At 61.9% G+C, this 16962-nt stretch carries 13 protein-coding genes; 7 read left to right on the top strand and 6 right to left on the bottom strand.

What is annotated here, in order from left to right:
- Positions 1-37 precede the first annotated feature (37 nt).
- Positions 38-784 carry a hypothetical protein gene (locus ATY78_RS07115; RefSeq protein WP_088681643.1) on the top strand — a complete coding sequence of 249 codons (747 nt, stop codon included), beginning with the start codon at positions 38-40 and terminating at the stop codon, positions 782-784.
- A gap of 67 nt (positions 785-851) precedes the next feature.
- Here ATY78_RS07115 and lysS read toward each other — a convergent pair whose 3' ends face one another.
- The 5 genes from lysS to ATY78_RS07140 all read right to left on the bottom strand — a co-directional run bounded on the left by lysS (position 852) and on the right by ATY78_RS07140 (position 6828).
- A complete protein-coding gene (lysS, locus tag ATY78_RS07120; RefSeq protein ID WP_088681644.1) occupies positions 852-2345 on the bottom strand; it encodes a lysine--tRNA ligase in 1494 nt (497 codons plus the stop codon).
- A gap of 179 nt (positions 2346-2524) precedes the next feature.
- Positions 2525-3991, bottom strand: coding sequence for a glutamate--tRNA ligase (gene gltX / locus ATY78_RS07125; protein WP_088681645.1), 1467 nt, complete (start codon positions 3989-3991; stop codon positions 2525-2527).
- A gap of 243 nt (positions 3992-4234) precedes the next feature.
- Entirely contained in the window at positions 4235-4984 is a 750-nt protein-coding gene (locus tag ATY78_RS07130; protein ID WP_088681646.1) for a TerC family protein, read from the bottom strand.
- A 218-nt stretch (positions 4985-5202) separates the two neighbouring features.
- Positions 5203-6042, bottom strand: a complete 840-nt coding sequence (locus ATY78_RS07135; protein WP_088681647.1) for an AraC family transcriptional regulator — start codon at positions 6040-6042, stop codon at positions 5203-5205.
- Positions 6043-6147: 105 nt separating this feature from the next.
- The gene (locus tag ATY78_RS07140; RefSeq protein WP_088681648.1) at positions 6148-6828 is read right to left on the bottom strand and encodes a TetR/AcrR family transcriptional regulator; all 681 of its coding nucleotides are present in this window, start codon (positions 6826-6828) and stop codon (positions 6148-6150) included.
- Between the two features lie 150 nt (positions 6829-6978).
- Between ATY78_RS07140 and ATY78_RS07145 the strand changes: the two genes are divergently transcribed.
- The 5 genes from ATY78_RS07145 (at position 6979) to xylA (ending at position 14003) form a co-directional block, all read left to right on the top strand.
- Positions 6979-8187 carry an HlyD family secretion protein gene (locus tag ATY78_RS07145; RefSeq protein WP_088681649.1) on the top strand — a complete coding sequence of 403 codons (1209 nt, stop codon included), beginning with the start codon at positions 6979-6981 and terminating at the stop codon, positions 8185-8187.
- Positions 8188-8213: 26 nt separating this feature from the next.
- Positions 8214-9815, top strand: a complete 1602-nt coding sequence (locus ATY78_RS07150) for a DHA2 family efflux MFS transporter permease subunit (protein WP_088681650.1) — start codon at positions 8214-8216, stop codon at positions 9813-9815.
- Between the two features lie 207 nt (positions 9816-10022).
- A complete protein-coding gene (locus ATY78_RS07155) occupies positions 10023-11048 on the top strand; it encodes a LacI family DNA-binding transcriptional regulator (RefSeq protein WP_088681651.1) in 1026 nt (341 codons plus the stop codon).
- Positions 11049-11067: 19 nt separating this feature from the next.
- Entirely contained in the window at positions 11068-12522 is a 1455-nt protein-coding gene (xylB, locus tag ATY78_RS07160) for a xylulokinase (protein ID WP_088681652.1), read from the top strand.
- Positions 12523-12692: 170 nt separating this feature from the next.
- Positions 12693-14003, top strand: coding sequence for a xylose isomerase (gene xylA / locus ATY78_RS07165; RefSeq protein WP_088681653.1), 1311 nt, complete (start codon positions 12693-12695; stop codon positions 14001-14003).
- 63 nt (positions 14004-14066) lie between these two features.
- Here the strand turns inward: xylA and ATY78_RS07170 are convergent, their stop codons facing one another.
- Positions 14067-15098: a LacI family DNA-binding transcriptional regulator gene (locus ATY78_RS07170; protein WP_088681654.1), complete on the bottom strand. Its 1032-nt coding sequence runs from the start codon at positions 15096-15098 to the stop codon at positions 14067-14069.
- A 272-nt stretch (positions 15099-15370) separates the two neighbouring features.
- Here ATY78_RS07170 and ATY78_RS07175 point away from each other — a divergent pair, with 272 nt between their 5' ends.
- Complete coding sequence (locus ATY78_RS07175) at positions 15371-16897, top strand: sugar ABC transporter ATP-binding protein (RefSeq protein ID WP_088681726.1); 1527 nt, start codon at positions 15371-15373, stop codon at positions 16895-16897.
- Positions 16898-16962 lie beyond the last annotated feature (65 nt).

Below are 16962 nucleotides of genomic sequence, written 5' to 3' on the forward strand. Positions count from 1 at the left end.
GTCCTGCGTTGGAGTTTCAGATGGCGGAGCAGTTGGCGTGAAGGCCTTACTGCGGATATTCCGGCCTTCCCGGAAATTGACGATCATCATCGGCGGAGTCGCTCTTCTGGCGGGCGTTTCCGGCGGCGCGGCAGTCTATGTCGGCAAGGACAGGCTGATCGGCTCCTCCGACCGGGTCTATGGGCTCGAATGCAGCGACGTCAACCTAGTGACGATCAAGAAGCAGGATCATGTCTGGGTCCGGAAATATATCAAAACCGAACCGACGGACGGGATGACGCGGGTCAGGACCGCGCTTCGCGTCGCCCAGGCCGTCTATGCAGCGCAGAAGCCGGACCTGGTGCAGGTGGTGGTGCTCGACGAGAACGGCCCGACGCTGCGCGCGGACATTCGCGGCCGGGCGATCGGCGCCGACGTCATCTATATCCCGCATCCCGACAAGACCGTTCCGGGCCTCGACGACAAGACCTATACCGCCCGTTACTATGACGGCGAGGCCAGCGAAAACGGGCTGTTCTTCGGCGAGCGCATCGAACTGCCGACCGATGAGATCGCGATGATCAGCGGCGCTTTCAAAGATCCCGAGGATTGCGTCGATCCGGTCGCGGTCGGCTCGACGAAGAACGAGGAAAAAGGCAAGGAGAAGAAGGCCGAAGGCGGCGGGCATGGCGCAGCGCCGGCCGCCGAGAGCGAAGCCGCGCCCGCTGAGGAGGGCAACGGCGCCGAGGTGGTGGCCGAGGCGCCGGCCGAAGAGCCGCCGGCGGAAGCTGCCAAGACCCACTGAACCAACGGCATGAAAAAAGCGGAGCGCCGGCCGGCACTCCGCTTTGTTTTTGCTGCAATTCTTCCTGTCAGTCGGCCTTGTTGCGGCGAGCCGGGAAGAGAATGACGTCGCGGATCGACGGCGCGTTGGTCAGAAGCATGATCAGGCGGTCGACGCCGATGCCGAGGCCGCCTGCGGGCGGCATGCCCTGGTCGATCGCATCGAGGAATTCCTCGTCCAGCTGCTTTTCCTTTTCGCCGCGGGCATGGGCCTGCTCGAGCTGCTCGACCATGCGGCGGCGCTGCTCTTCGGGATCGTTGAGTTCCGAAAAGGCGTTGCCGAGTTCCCAGGCGTTGCAATAGGTCTCGAAGCGCTCGACGAGGCGCGGTTCGCCCGGCACTTCCTTGGCGAAGGGCGAGATGTCCTTCGGGAAATGCGTGACGTGAGACGGCTGGATCAGGGTGGCTTCAACCTTTTCCTCGAAGATGAAGGCGAGGCATTCACCCCAGGTCCAATCCTTCTCGACTTCGAAACCGGCACCCTTGGCGGCAGCACGGGCTTCTTCGTCGGTCTTCATCGCCAGGAAGTCGATACCGGTGGCTTCCTTGACCGCGTCAGGCATCGGAACGCGCTTGAACGGACCCTTGAAGGAGAGCCGCTTGTCGCCGAAGTCGAATTCCGTCGTGCCGTGAATGGAGAGCGCCAGGTCCTCGAACAGCCGCTCGACGAGGTCCATCATGTCCTCGTAGTCGGCATAGGCCCAATAGCACTCCATCATCGTGAATTCCGGATTGTGCCGGGTGGAGACGCCTTCGTTGCGGAAGTTCCGGTTGATTTCGAAGACCTTGTCGGTGAGGCCGGAGACCAGCGTGCGCTTCAGGAACAGTTCCGGCGCGATGCGCAGGTACATGTCGAGCTTCAGCGTGTTGTGATGCGTCTTGAACGGCTCGGCGGTGGCGCCGCCATAGATCGATTGCAGCATCGGTGTCTCGACTTCCATGAAGCCGTCATTTTCCATGAAGCGGCGGATGCCGGAGACGATCTTCGAGCGCTGCTGGAAACGAAGCTTCGAATCCTCATTGGTCATGATGTCGAGATGGCGCTTGCGATAGCGCAGCTCAATGTCGGAGAGGCCGTGCCACTTCTCGGGCATCGGCAGCAGCGACTTGGTCAGCATTTCAATCTTCTGCGCGTTGATCGTCAGCTCGCCGCGCTTGGTGCGGCGCACGATGCCGGTGACGCCGATGATGTCGCCGATGTCGATCATCGGCAGCAGGGCGCGGGCCTCTTCCGGCGTCGTGTCCTTGTGGCTGAAGATCTGGATCTTGCCGGAAGCGTCGCGGATATCCATGAACATGCCGGAGTTGCGCGAGGAATAGACGCGGCCGGCGACGGTCACGACATCCTGCGTCTCGACGTCGGGTTCCAGAGATTCATACTTGGCGCCAAGCTCGGCATTGGTCAGCGTCCGGTGGAAATGCGCCGGATAGACCTCGCCGATCTGTTCGCGCAGCAGCTTCAGCTTCTGGGCGCGCACTTCGGTCGCGTCGGAGGAAAGGGTGTTTTCGGTCTTGTCGTTCATGTCTTTTGCCTCATCGATGCGGCATGAATTCTAAAATCAGCGTTCGTGGCCCGAAGCGCGGCGTCTGGCTCTGCGCTAACCCTCCCCCTTGTGGGGAGGGTCGGAGCGAAGCGGAGGGGAGGGGTTCCGGAAAAGTCCCCTCCCCAACCCCTCCCCACAAGGGGGAGGGGCTTCCGCTGTCATTTCGAGCCGACGAGGGCGGCGACCGCCTGGGCGGCGAGCTTCAGGCGCTGGCGCACGACGGAGCGTCCGAGGATCGCCATGGAATCGAAGAGCGGCAGCGAGCGCGACGAGCCGGAGACGGCGACGAAGAGCGGCGAGACCACGACCTTCAGCTTCTTGCCCATGCGATCGGAAATCGCGCGCAGCTCCGCTTCGATGGTCTCGACATTCCATTCCAGGATCTTTTCGAGATCCGGCTGGACGGTGTTGAGGATCTCCAGAATCTCTTCCGGCGGCGACTTGATCTTGGCGAAGTCGGAAGGCTGCAGGCCGAGATCTGATTTCAGCAGGAAGCCTGCGAGATCGGGCAGTTCGCCGAGCTTGGAAATGCGCGTCTGCGACAGGCGCAGGCCCGCCATCAGGCGGTCGTTTTCCATCGCCCAGGTCAGCACGCGGGCCTGGAATTCTTCTTCGGAAAGCTTCTCGCGGATCCAGCGGCCGTTCAGCCAGTCGAGCTTCTGGATGTCGAAGATCGCGCCTGCTTTGGAGAGGTTTTCCGGATCGAACTTTTCGGAGAGCTCGTCCATATCAAGAAGCTCTTCGCCTTCGGCGATCTGCATGAAGAACAGGCCGAGGAAGTTCATCAGCGCTTCGGGGATGTAACCGAGCGCGGAGTAATAGGAGATCGAGGTCGGGTTCTTGCGCTTCGACAGCTTCGACTTGTCGGCATTGCGCATCAGCGACAGATGCATGAAGACCGGCTGGTCCCAGCCGAAATAGCGATAGAGCAGGATGTGCTTCGGCACCGAAGCCAGCCATTCCTCGCCGCGCGCCACATGGGTGATCTTCATCAGATGGTCGTCGATGACGTTGGCCATGTGATAGGTCGGCATGCCATCGGCCTTGATGAGGACCTGCATGTCTACCGAATCCCACGGGATGCTGACATCGCCGTAGACGCCGTCGGTGAAGTCGCAGGAGCCTTCGGCCGGGATCTTCATGCGGATGACCGAGGCTTCGCCGGCGGCCGTGCGCGAGGTGACTTCTTCAGCGGTCAGGCCAAGGCAGAGGCCGTCATATTTCGGCGGCTTGCCGGCGGCGCGCTGCGCCTCGCGCATCTGCTCCAGGCGCTGGGGCGTGCAGAAACAGCGGAAGGCATGGCCGTTGTCCAGCAATTCCTGTGCGTAGGGCTGGTACATCGGCTTGCGGTCGGACTGGCGATAGGGGCCGTAGGGGCCGCCGATATCGGGGCCTTCCTTCCATTCCAGCCCGCACCATTTCAGCGCGTCCAGCACCTTCGTTTCGAATTCCGGGGTCGAGCGCGTCGCATCGGTATCCTCGATGCGCAGGATGAACTCGCCACCGTGCTTCTTGGCGAAGAGGTAGTTGAAGAGAGCGATGTAAGCGGTGCCGACATGCGGCTCGCCGGTCGGCGAGGGAGCGATGCGGACGCGGACGCCGGTAGCTGTCCCGGAAACTGTCATTGTATGTGCCCGTCAATGAATGCCGGACGGTATTCGCGGGAAAGCGAGGTTCGGCCGGAAGGATGCAGATATCTTCATCGGCAAACCGGCCGAAAAAGGGCATTCGCCCGCACCATTCGCCGATCGTCCGTTCGGCTGGCCTTAGGCCATATTCAACCGGGCGCGTCAAGAAAAACCGCGTCCGCAGAGGCTTGCCGGCGCTGGGAGGGCGCGCCGGTTGCAGCGCGCCCTCCCATATCAGCCTCAATGCGCGCCTTCGCGTTTCCGCTTGCGGGCGTTGCGCGCGAACATGTTCAGCACCTCGACCAGCGCCGAGAAGGCCATGGCGGCGTAGACGTAACCCTTCGGCACATGGAAGCCCATGCCTTCGGCGATCAGCGTTGTGCCGATCATCAGCAGGAAGGCCAGCGCCAGCATCACGATCGTCGGGTTCCTCTCGATGAAGTTGGCGAGCGGGTTGGCAGCGACCAGCATGACGGTGACGGCGGCGATGACGGCGATCACCATGATCGGCAGATGCGGTGTCATGCCGACGGCGGTGATGATGCTGTCGACGGAGAAGACCAGGTCGAGCAGCAGGATCTGGCCGATGGCCGACGCAAAGCCCGTCGTGACGGATTTCGCGATGAAATCCTCCTGATGATCCACCGGATCGACCGTGTGGTGAATTTCCTTGGTGGCTTTCCAGACCAGGAACAGGCCGCCGGCGATCAGGATCAGATCCTTCCAGGAGAAGCCGTGTCCGAAGGCCTCAAACAGCGGCTCGGTCAGCTGCACGATCCAGGCGACGGTGCCGAGCAGCGCTAGGCGCATGACGAGGGCCAGACCGATGCCGATCTTACGGGCTTTCTCCCGGTGCTCGGGGGGCAGTTTGTTGGTGAGAATGGAAATGAAGATCAGGTTGTCGATCCCGAGAACGACTTCCATCACCACCAGCGTGATGAGCGCCACCCAGGCGGCCGGATCCTGAATGAGCGTCATAATTTCCTGCATCAGCGTATATCCCCTTTGCGTCACGTGAGCGATGACGCCCGCAATGTAGTGTCCGCGGTCTGCTGCGCAAGCACCGCAAGGGGATATACGAAATCGATGTGACTTTTATTCCCTAGAACAGGATGATTTAAGGCAGGGTCGGCCTTAAATTTGAATCCTGTTCTAAATTAAAAGGTTAGAGCATGATGTCGCCCGAAAACCGCTCACACTTTTCGGCATCATGTTCTGATAGGTAGCCAGATTTCAGTGACGCCCATGCCGGTATAGGGATCGAAGCGGTCGTCGTAACGTTCGAACATGTCGGGCATGTCGCCGTGCTCCAGGCCCGATGTCGGCCACCACGCGCCGAAAATCCGGTTCATGGTCGACGAAATGCCGGAGACATGGCCGCGATGGGTGAAGACGGCGTAGCGCTGGCCCGGAAGCCTGAGCGTCGTAAAATCCGGCGGCAGGTCGCCGGCATCGGAGATCTCGACGCCGGCCATGTAGCGGAACTTCTCCGCTTCGCCGTCGATATGCGTGCAGACGCCGTAGGCGACATTGCCCTTCTGGCCGGAGATATGGCCGAAATGGGCATTGAACTTCTGCCAGAGGGAGGGAATGGCGGCATTGCCGCCATAGGCGTAAATCTCCTGCAGGCCGGCAAGAAGCATCGGCTGAAGGGTTTCGAAGCGGGGCGGTTCGAGGTCGTTGAGGTGGGCGGGTTCCATTCTGATCGGCTCCAACAAGACAAGATTGCGGGCGTGCCCCTGTTTGCGTACCGCATCCGGCGTCATGCCGAACTGGTCGCGGAAGGCACGGGTGAAAGCCTCGTGCGAGCCGTAGCCCGCGCAAAGCGCAACCTCGAGAATGGTGGATGAACCGCCGACAAGCGTGGGCACGGCGCGGCTGAGACGCCGCCCCCTGATATAGCCGCTGATCGAGTGGCCGGTGACGAGCCCGAAGACGCGCGACAGATGGTAGCGCGACAATCCGGCGGCTTCCGATATCTCTTCCAGCGATATATCGCTTTCGAAATGGCTCTCTATGAACCATATCGCCCGTGCGATGGCGCTCATTCTCACTCCCCTGGTTGCGGCTTCTTCCTTAGAGAAAAGCCGGCAGCCGGGTTTGATCGTTCTTGCGGAGTTTTGGCCGGTGTGCGGCGGCAGTCAAGGATGCGGTCAGGCGGTCTCGTGCCGGCGTACGCTGTAGGCGGCCATGAAGACCCGGATCGCGCCGCGGATGACGCGCTCGATTTCGTCGCGATGCGGCGGCTCCTCCATGGTTCCGAACAGGCGCAGCTTGAAGAAACTGCCGCTGGCGAGGTCCAGGAACTGGCCGGCGGCGAGATCGATGTCCTCAATCTTGAGCGTGCCTTCGGCGACATGCCGTTCCAGGAAGTCGCGCATGATGGTGCGCAGATTGACCGGACCCTTGAAGAAGCGCTGACAGAGCACCGGCATGCGCTCGCGCACGCCGAGAACGGTGCGCATCGCGTTGATGACCTTTTCGTCGGTCATATGGGTGACGAAGCTTATCCCGAATTCATACAGGCCGGCCTCGGGATCGTCATGTTCGGCAAGCGCCGTACGCACGGCCGCCACGAAGGCGGCGCGCTCGGTCTCGATCATCGCCGAGAACAATTCTTCCTTGTTGGTGAAATAGACGTAGAGCGTTCCTTTGGAGACACCGGCCTCGCGCGTCACGTCGTTCATGCTGGCGGCGTCGAAGCCCATCTTCATGAAGACACGTTTTGCGCCGGCAAGAATCTGCTGGCGCTTGGCCGGATCTTCGCCCGCGGCAAATCTGCCTCCGGCGGCGGGAGGGCTGAAGACGGCGTCGTCGTCGGGTTTTAGCGTCATGTCTCCTTAACCGTGTTTACGGTTTCGCATTTTGCTTAAAGAAATCGAACCGATTGGTTCTATACATCTTGATATGACGATAAAACAGGTTTATGTCAACTGAACCGAACCGTTCAGTTCGATGAATTACTCCAAGATCGGTAAGTGGCCATGTCGAGCAACCAGAAAAGCAACGTCGCGCGGATCGTCAGCGAAAACGCCGAAGCCGAAGAGGCAAAGGCCGAGATCGTGACCGTTGCGGAGGCTCCAACGGCCGAAGCCCTGGAAAAGCCGTCTGCCCCGGCGCAGTCGGCTCCGGTTGCCGCACCTGCGGCCGCGAAGAAGCGCCGCAGCCCGGTGCTGCCGATCGTCGTGCTCGCTCTTCTGGCGGGCGGCGGCTGGTATGGTTACGAATGGTGGACGAACGGCCGCTTCATGGTGTCGACCGACGATGCCTATATCGAAGGCGATATCGCAACGATTTCGCCGAAGGTCACGGGCTACGTCGCGAAGGTGAATGTGGTCGCCAACCAGGAAGTCAAAGCGGGCGACGTGCTTGCCACGCTTGATAACGGCGACTATCAGAACGCCCTCGATCAGGCGCAGGCCCAGATCGCCACCGAACAGCTTTCGCTCCAGCGTATCGACGCGCAGATCGAAGGCGCCAATGCCAGCCTCGTGCAGGCGCAGGCGCAGAAAGTGGCACTCGAAGCGGCCGTTCGCGGTGCCGAGATCACCCAGAAGCGCCAAAGCGAGCTCCAGGCGAAGTCGGTCGGCACGGCCGCCGATCTAGACAGCGCCAATATCGCGCTCGACCAGGCCAAGGCCAACCTTGCCGGCGGCGATGCCAATATCACCGCTGCGCAGGCCAACATCACCATTCTTCAGGCGCAGCGCAAAGAGGCCGAAGGCTCGGTCCGATCGCTGGAAATCTCACGCGACAAGGCCGCCCGCGACCTCTCCTTCACCGTGCTCAAGGCGCCCTATGACGGTATCGTCGGCAACCGCTCGGTCCAGGAAGGCGATCTCGTTTCGCCCGGTCAGCGGCTGATGGCGCTCGTTCCGGTGCGCGAGCTCTATATCGACGCCAATTTCAAGGAAACGCAGATCCAGCATCTCGTTTCGGGCTCGAAGGTCAACGTCCATGTCGACGCCTATGACGACCATCCGATCGTCGGCACCGTCGAATCGATCTCGCCGGCTTCCGGCTCGGTCTTCTCGCTGCTGCCGCCGGAAAATGCGACGGGTAATTTCACCAAGGTGATCCAGCGCGTGCCGGTGCGCATCGCGCTGCCAAAGGATGCGCTCGACAGCGGGCGTCTGCGCGCGGGCCTCAGCGTCGTCGTCGACGTCGATACGCGTACGGCGCCGAGCAAGTAAAGCCTTCAAAAGGCGGAGGTGGTCCAATGGCCGGAAGCGCGACAGCGACAGCGGGGACGATTCCGGCAGTGTCCGCTCACGCCGACGAGCGCATGGATCCGAAGAAGCTCATCGCCTTCTTCGCGATGGTGCTCGGCATGTTCATGTCGATCCTCGACATCCAGATCGTCTCGGCCTCGCTGGCCGAAATCCAGGCCGGCCTTTCGGCCGGCAGCGACGAAATCGGCTGGGTGCAGACCGCCTATCTGATCGCCGAAGTGATCATGATCCCGCTGTCGGGCACGCTGGCGCGCATCATCTCGACGCGTTATCTCTTCGCGATCTCGGCCGCCGGCTTCACCATGGCGAGCGCGCTCGCGGCGACGGCGACGAATATCGACCAGATGATCGTCTACCGCGCCATCCAAGGCTTCATCGGCGGCGGCATGATCCCGTCGGTCTTCGCGGCCGCCTTCACCATCTTCCCGCCGTCGAAGCGCAGCATCGTCTCGCCGATCATCGGGTTGATCGCGACGCTGGCGCCAACCATCGGCCCGACCGTCGGCGGCTATCTCAGCCACGCCTTCTCCTGGCATTGGCTGTTCCTCGTCAATATCGTTCCCGGCATCATCGTCACGATCGTCACCTGGAACTTCATCGATTTCGACAAGCCGGAACTGTCGCTCTTCAAGAAGTTCGACTGGTGGGGGCTGATCTCGATGGGCGTCTTCCTCGGCACGCTGGAATATGTGCTCGAAGAGGGTAATTCGAACGACTGGTTCAACGACAGCTCGATCGCCATTGCGGCCGTGGCTTCCGGCGTCGCAGCGATCGTCTTCTTCTACCGCGCCTTTTCGGTGGAATTCCCTGTCGTCGATCTCAAGGCCTTTGCGAACCGGAATTTTTCCTTCGGCTCGGTGTTCTCTTTCGTCATGGGGATCGGTCTTTACGGCCTCACCTATATCTATCCCGTCTATCTCGGGCGTATCCGTGGCTATGACTCGCTGATGATCGGCGAGACGATGTTCGTCTCGGGGCTTGCGATGTTCTTCACCGCGCCGATCGCCGGCCGGCTGTCGACCAAAATGGATCTGCGCCTGATGATGGTGATCGGCTTCATCAGCTTCGCCGCCGGCACATACATCATGATACACCTGACGGCGGATTGGGATTTCTACGAGCTGTTCATCCCGCAGATCCTGCGCGGCTTCGGGCTGATGATGTGTATGGTGCCGATCAACAACATCGCGCTCGGCACGATGCCGCCCTCGCGCATTCGCGGCGCGTCCGGCCTGTTCAATCTGACCAGAAACCTTGGCGGCGCCGTCGGTCTCGCGGTCATCAACACCGTGCTCACCAACCGGCAGGACGTGCATTACGAGCGGCTGCGGGAGAATATGGACTGGGGCAATCCGGCAGCGATCGACCAGATGAACAACATGGCCGCCAATTTCAACACCTACGGCATGGACGGGACGTCGGTCGCGATCAAGCAGATGGTCGGCCTTGCTACCAAGCAGGCGGTCATCCTCTCCTTCAGCGACGTATTCCTGATCCTGACCGCGCTTTTCGTCGCGATGATCCTCGGTGTCGCGATGATCAAGAAACCCGCGCCGCAAGGCGGGGGAGGAGGTGGCGGCGGCCACTGACCTCCGGCCCCGCCCCTCGAAAAGGCCCTCTCCGGAGGGCCTTTTTATTTGCCGTTTTCCAGCCTCTGTGTCATCAGCTGCTTGATCGCTTGTCGAATCGATGTCAGCGGGCCGGCAATGCCGGAAAAATAATGCGGAAATCGCCCCGTTCGATTTTTTGATTTACGTACATCAAATTTGGCGCTAATGGTCTCGTCAGGAGGAATGATGAGGCCAACCGTTCACGATATCGCCGCTGCGGCGGGCGTCAGTCTCGCGACTGTCGACCGGGTTCTCAATCAGCGTCCCGGCGTGCGCCACGTCACGCGGGAGAAGGTCGAGACCGCAATCCGCGAGCTCGGTTATATCAGGGACGTCGCCGCCGCCAATCTCGCCAAAGGCCGCACCTATCCGCTGGTCTTCATCCTGCCGGCCAGCGACAATTCCTTCATGCACGGGCTCAATGCCGAGATCCGGCAGGCGATCCTCCGCTCGTCGGCGGAGCGCACCGATATCCGCACCATCGAAGTATCCGCCTTCGACCCGGCGGCGCTCGTCTCGGTGCTCGAAGGGCTTTCCCAGGAGAAGCGTTGCGGCATAGCGATGGTCGCGACCGATGCGCCCGAGGTACGCGATGTCGTCGACAGGCTGGTGCGGGCGGGATTTTCGATCGTCACCCTGGTTTCCGATCTGACGGGGTCGCTGCGCCATCACTATGCCGGCATCGACAACATTGCGGCCGGCCGTACGGCCGCCCGCCTGCTCGGCCGGTTTCTCGGAGCCAGAAAAGGCGAGATCGCCGTGCTTGCCGGCTCCATGCTGGTGCGCGACCATCGTGAGCGGCTGGAGGGCTTCACCTCCGTCATCGCCGAGGAATTTCCCGATCTTGCGATCCTGCCGGTTCTCGAAGGCCGCGACGATCCCGAGGTTGCCCATATGCTCGTTGCCGACGCCCTGTCGAGGAATGCCGGTATCGTCGGCGTCTACAGCCTCGGCGCCGGCAATCGCGGCCTCGTCCGGGCGCTGAAGGAAAAGGCCGTCGACCGGACGCTGACCGTCATCGCCCACGAACTGACCGTGCATACGCGTGCGGCGCTCATCGACCATACGATCGATGCGATCCTCAACCAGGATGCCGGTCATGAGGTGCGCAGCGCCATCCGCGTGCTGAAAGCCAAGGCGGACGGGCTCGCGGTTATCGAAGCGCAGGAACGCATCCGTCTCGACATATTCCTGAAAGACAATCTGCCGTAACGGCAAAGGAGAATACCAGATGTATCTCGGTCTCGATCTCGGAACCTCCGGCGTCAAGGCGATGCTGATCGACGGCGATCAGAAGATCGTCGGCTCTGCCAATGGTTCGCTCGACGTCTCGCGCCCGCATTCCGGCTGGTCGGAGCAGGAGCCGGCCCATTGGGTGCGCGCCACGGAAGAGGCCGTCGCCGGGCTCAAGGCGAAACATCCGAACGAGCTTGCCGCGGTCAAGGGCATCGGCCTTTCCGGACAGATGCACGGCGCGACGCTGATCGATGCGAGCGACAAGGTGCTGCGTCCCTGCATCCTCTGGAACGACACGCGCAGCCATGTCGAGGCCGCGGCACTCGATGCCGATCCGCGTTTCCGCGCGCTGACCGGCAATATCGTCTTCCCCGGCTTTACGGCGCCGAAGCTTGCCTGGGTGGAGAAGCATGAACCCGATGTCTTCGCCAAGATCGCCAAGGTACTGCTGCCGAAGGATTATCTGCGCCTCTGGCTGACCGGCGAATATATCTCGGAAATGTCGGATTCGGCCGGCACCTCCTGGCTCGATACCGGCAAGCGCGGCTGGTCGTCCGAACTGCTTGCCGCCACCAACCTGACCAAAGAGCAGATGCCGGCGCTCGTCGAAGGCACTGAGCAGGCCGGAAAGCTGCGGCCCGAGCTGGCGGCGCAATGGGGCATATCAGGCACTGTCGTCGTGGCCGGCGGCGCAGGCGACAATGCGGCATCGGCCTGCGGCATGGGCACGGTCAGCGACGGCGCGGCCTTCGTCTCGCTCGGCACTTCGGGCGTTCTCTTCGCCGCCAACGGCTCCTATCTGCCGAAGCCGGAAAGCGCCGTACACGCCTTCTGCCACGCACTGCCCAACACCTGGCACCAGATGGGCGTCATCCTGTCGGCCACCGATGCGCTCAACTGGCATTCCGGTGTCACAGGCAAATCGGCCGCTGATCTCACCGGCGAACTCGGCGAAACGCTGAAGACGCCGACCGGCGTCACCTTCCTGCCCTATCTCTCCGGCGAGCGCACGCCGCATAACGACGCCGTCATCCGCGGCGCCTTCATCGGCCTCGGGCACGAAAGCAGCCGCGCGGTGCTGACCCAGGCCGTGCTCGAAGGTGTATCCTTTGCGATCCGCGACAATCTCGAAGCGCTGCGTTCGGCCGGTACCGGCATTTCGCGCGTGACGGCAATCGGCGGCGGTTCGCGCTCGCATTACTGGCTGGCGTCGATCGCCACCGCACTCGGCGTTCCAGTCGACCTGCCGGCCGACGGTGATTTCGGCGCGGCTTTCGGTGCGGCCCGCCTCGGCCTGATCGCGGCAACGGGGGCAGATCCGATTGCCGTCTGCACGCCACCGGTAACGGCGGGCACGATCGAGCCGGTCGCGGCGCTGAAGGGCGCTTATGAGGATGCTTACAAGCGCTATCGGGCGCTCTATCCGGCGATCAAGTCGCTGGTGCATTGAGAATTGGAGCCAGCGGCCCCCTCATCCGCCTGCCGGCACCTTCTCCCCGCTGGGGAGAAGAGGCTCGGGGATAGCGTCTTGCTCCCCCTCTCCCCAGCGGGGAGAGGGTAGGGTGAGGGGGCTTCTGGATCGATAGCGTAATAATCAACTGAAACCCTAGGAGACCCAACATGAGCACCGGATTTTTCGGCGATATCCAGAAAATCAAATATGAAGGCCCGGACAGCACCAATCCGCTGGCCTTCCGCTATTACCAGCCGGACGAGATCGTTCTCGGCAAGCGCATGGAAGACCATCTGCGTTTTGCGGTGGCCTATTGGCACACCTTCACCTGGCCGGGCGGCGATCCCTTCGGCGGCCAGACCTTCCTGCGCCCCTGGTTTGAAGACACGATGAAGGCTGCCAAGCTGAAGGCTGACGTCGCTTTCGAATTCTTCTCGCTGCTCGGCGCACCCTACTACTGCTTCCACGACGCCGACGTGCGCCCGGAAGGCAAGAACTTTGCCGAGAACACCAAGAACCTCAACGAGATCGTCGACTATTTCGCCGAGAAGCAGGCTGCCACCGGCACCAAGCTGCTCTGGGGCACAGCGAACCTCTTCTCCAACCGCCGCTATATGTCGGGTGCGGCGACCAATCCCGATCCCGATGTCTTTGCTTTCGCCGCCGCGACGGTCAAGACCTGCATCGACGCCACGCAGAAGCTCGGCGGCGAGAACTACGTGCTCTGGGGCGGCCGCGAGGGTTACGAGACGCTGCTCAACACCGATCTCAAGCGCGAGCTCGACCAGCTCGGTCGCTTCCTCAACCTCGTCGTCGAATACAAGCACAAGATCGGCTTCAAGGGCACGATCCTGATCGAGCCGAAGCCGCAGGAGCCGACCAAGCACCAGTATGATTACGATGTCGCGACCGTCTATGGCTTCCTCAAGAAGCACGGTCTCGAAAACGAGGTGAAGGTCAATATCGAGCAGGGCCATGCGATCCTTGCCGGCCATTCCTTCGAGCACGAGCTGGCGCTTGCCAATGCTCTCGGCATCTTCGGCTCGATCGATATGAACCGCAACGACTACCAGTCCGGCTGGGATACCGACCAATTCCCCAACAATGTTCCGGAAATGGCGCTCGCCTATTACCACGTTCTGGCAGGCGGCGGCTTCAAGACCGGTGGCACCAACTTCGATGCGAAGCTGCGCCGCCAGTCGCTTGATCCGGCAGACCTCTTGATCGGTCATATCGGCGGCATGGATTGCTGTGCCCGCGGTCTCAAGGCAGCTGCCAAGATGATCGAGGACAAGGCGCTGTCTCAGCCGCTCGCCGACCGTTATGCCGGTTGGGAGTCGGCCGAGGCGCAGAAGCTCTTCCGCGGCGAGTATTCGCTGGATGAGATCACGAGCTGGGTCGAGAGCAAGGACGTCAACCCGCAGCCGAAATCCGGCAAGCAGGAACTGCTCGAAAACGTCGTCAACCGTTACGTCTGATGACAGGCGCCGGCGGCCATCGGTCGCCGGCGCATTTTTTGTAGCCGGCTATTCCATCTCCGTTCAGCGCTTCAGCCAGTTGCGCGACGGCGCGGAGACGGAGTTTCGAACCACCAGATCCGGTCTCAGCAGAATTTCCGTCTCGGCCGGCCGTCCATCGGACAGAAGTTCCAGCAGCAGCGCCATCGCCTGCTTGCCGATCGCCGTTCTCGGCTGGCGGATCGTCGTCAGCGCCGGGGATATGAAGACGGCCTGCGGCACGTCGTCGAAGCCGGTTACCGAGAAATCCCGTGGAATGTCGTAGCCTCGCGCGCCGAGCCCGATCATGACGCCGATCGCCGTCTGGTCGTTGACGCACATGAAGGCCGTGGGAAGCGTGTCGCGCATGAAAAGCTGCTCGACCGCATGCCGGCCGCTTTCGATCGTGCCGTCGCCTTCGAGCACGATCCGCAAGTCGGGCGGAACGCCGGCGGCATCGAGGCCGGCATCGTAGCCCATGCGGCGCCTGGTATAGGCAAGCCGGGTGCGGGAATCGCCGATGAAGGCGATCTTGCGATGGCCTTCGGCCAGCAGCAGATCCACCGCCTTTCGCGCGCCCTCGGTATCGTCGACGCCGACATAGGGAATGCCGCCGTTGAAGACAGGCTCGAAAACGCCGACGCTCGGCGGCAGCCGCGCCGTCATCGTCTGGTGCCCGAAGGGCAGGATGCCGGTGAAGAGGATCAGCCCGGCCGCCTGGTTGGAGTTGAAGAATTTCAGATATTCGAGGCCGCGCTGAGCATCGTTTTGCGTGTGGCCGATCAGGACGCCGTAGCCATGCGCGCGCGCCTCGTTCTCCAGGCCGACGAGGATGTTGGAGAAATTGGGGTCGCCGATATCGGGCGCCACGACGAGGATCATGTTGGAGCGGCCGAGCCTCAGGCTGCGCGCCATGGCATTGGTGGTGTAGCCGGTGACAGCGATCGCCTGGTTGACCTTGAGCCGCGTCGAGTTGGCGACCTTCTCCGGCGTGTGGATCGCCCGCGAAACCGTCGCGATGGAGACCTCGGCGATCCGGGCGACGTCTTCGATGGTTGCGGGCGTGGAATTCGACACTGCGCTCTGCCTTGGGGCTGTCTTCGCCGCGACACTACACAGACTTGCCGAGAGGTCAAAGGCAAGCTTCAACTCATCTGTGTTAATCCACGATGTAAACCTTTACATGCCTGATGTAAAGGTTTACATAAGGCTCTAAGCGGACGGGAGCCGCATGCGCATGCCTGTTGAGGACCCGATACGGTTTTCAGATGGAAAATGTGCGCTAGTTCAGGTGATGGAGCGTTGCCGGTGCATGATGCCGGGTGCGCGGCGCTCCAGGGGAGGGCATGATGACCGTGGAGATCGCCGACGCCGCGCCTGTGGTGCTGTCCGCCAGGCGCATATGCAAATCCTTCAGTGGCGTGCAGGTCCTCTTCAGCGTCAATTTCGATCTCCGCGCCGGCGAGATCCATGCGCTCATGGGCGAAAACGGCGCCGGCAAATCCACGCTCGTCAAGGTGCTTTCGGGCTTCGAACAGCCGAGTTCCGGCGAAATCCTGCTCGACGGTAAGCCTTTGGTGCTGCCGCCGAATGGTGCCGCGGAAGCGCTCGGCATCGTCATCATCCATCAGGAATTCAATCTGGCCGACCATCTGACCGTGACCGAGAGCCTTTTCCTAGGGCGCGAGGTGACGCATTTCGGCGTGCTCGACCGCAAATACATGCGTGCCGAGACGCGCAAGGTCCTCGACGTGCTCGGTTCGCATGTCGATGAGAATGCGTTGATCAGCACGCTTTCCATCGCCGACAAGCAGATGGTCGAGATCGCCAAGGCGATCAGCCGCGATGCGCGTGTGGTGTTCATGGATGAGCCGACCGCGGTGCTGTCGCGGGAAGAGACCAATATGCTCTTCAAGCAGGTCCGCAAGCTTCGCGACCAGGGCACGAGCTTCGTCTTCGTGTCCCATAAGCTCGACGAGGTGATGGAGCTGACCGATCGGGTGACGGTGCTGCGCGACGGCCAGTGGATCAAGACGTCGCCGACCTCCATTCTGGATGGGGAATCGATCGCGCAACTGATGGTCGGCCGCGAACTTTCCAGCCTCTACCCCGCCAAGGTCGAGCCCGATGTCGACGAGGAGGTCGTCTTGAGCGTCTCTTCGGTCTCGACGGGCTATGTCCAGGATGCGAGCTTCGAGGTTCGCAAGGGCGAGATCATCGGTTTTTCCGGCCTGATCGGCTCCGGCCGTACCGAGTTGATGGAGGCGATTGCCGGGCTGCGGCCCCGCCTCGAGGGCGAGGTGGTCATCAAGGGGCAATCGGTCCCCTCCGGCGACGTGCATGCGGCCAATCGCTGCGGCCTCGCCTATATGACTAAGGACCGCAAGTCGAAGGGGCTGCTGCTGCGCTCCGGCATGGCGACCAATCTGACGCTGCAATCGCTCGGAAGGCATTCGCGTCACGGCTATCTCAGCCCAGGCAGCGAGGCGGCTGCGCTGGCGAAAGCCAAGCGCCGTTTCGACATCAGGGTTCGTGACACCAATATCGTCGCCGGCCGCATGTCGGGCGGAAACCAGCAAAAGCTGCTGCTCGCCAAGGTCATGGAGACCGATCCCGACATCATCATCATCGACGAGCCGACGCGCGGCATCGATGTCGGCACCAAGCAGCAGATCTATCATTTCATTTCGGCGCTCGCCCGGGACGGCCGCTCGATCATCGTCGTTTCGTCGGAAATGCCTGAAGTCATCGGGCTCTGCACGAGAGTGGCCGTCATGCGCGAGGGGCGGATCGTCGGCGTGCTGGAGGGAGACGAGATTTCCGAGCAGGAGATCATGCGTTACGCCGCCGGGCTCAAGAAGAAGGCGGCCGCGTGAGGGCGGAGCGGGACTTCGCCCACGCGGACAATAGATAAGATGCCCAGGCGGTCTGGGACGGGAGG

It is taken from the genome of Rhizobium sp. R635, assembly GCF_002211285.1.
Classification (GTDB): domain Bacteria; phylum Pseudomonadota; class Alphaproteobacteria; order Rhizobiales; family Rhizobiaceae; genus Rhizobium.

Bases quoted from the DNA above. Each gene is read 5' to 3' on its own strand.
- lysS (WP_088681644.1), bottom strand. From the start codon at position 2,345: ATGAACGACAAGACCGAAAACACCCTTTCCTCCGACGCGACCGAAGTG.
- gltX (WP_088681645.1), bottom strand. From the start codon at position 3,991: ATGACAGTTTCCGGGACAGCTACCGGCGTCCGCGTCCGCATCGCTCCC.
- ATY78_RS07130 (WP_088681646.1), bottom strand. From the start codon at position 4,984: ATGCAGGAAATTATGACGCTCATTCAGGATCCGGCCGCCTGGGTGGCG.
- ATY78_RS07135 (WP_088681647.1), bottom strand. From the start codon at position 6,042: ATGAGCGCCATCGCACGGGCGATATGGTTCATAGAGAGCCATTTCGAA.
- ATY78_RS07140 (WP_088681648.1), bottom strand. From the start codon at position 6,828: ATGACGCTAAAACCCGACGACGACGCCGTCTTCAGCCCTCCCGCCGCC.
- ATY78_RS07145 (WP_088681649.1), top strand. From the start codon at position 6,979: ATGTCGAGCAACCAGAAAAGCAACGTCGCGCGGATCGTCAGCGAAAAC.
- ATY78_RS07150 (WP_088681650.1), top strand. From the start codon at position 8,214: ATGGCCGGAAGCGCGACAGCGACAGCGGGGACGATTCCGGCAGTGTCC.
- ATY78_RS07155 (WP_088681651.1), top strand. From the start codon at position 10,023: ATGAGGCCAACCGTTCACGATATCGCCGCTGCGGCGGGCGTCAGTCTC.
- xylB (WP_088681652.1), top strand. From the start codon at position 11,068: ATGTATCTCGGTCTCGATCTCGGAACCTCCGGCGTCAAGGCGATGCTG.
- xylA (WP_088681653.1), top strand. From the start codon at position 12,693: ATGAGCACCGGATTTTTCGGCGATATCCAGAAAATCAAATATGAAGGC.
- ATY78_RS07175 (WP_088681726.1), top strand. From the start codon at position 15,371: ATGACCGTGGAGATCGCCGACGCCGCGCCTGTGGTGCTGTCCGCCAGG.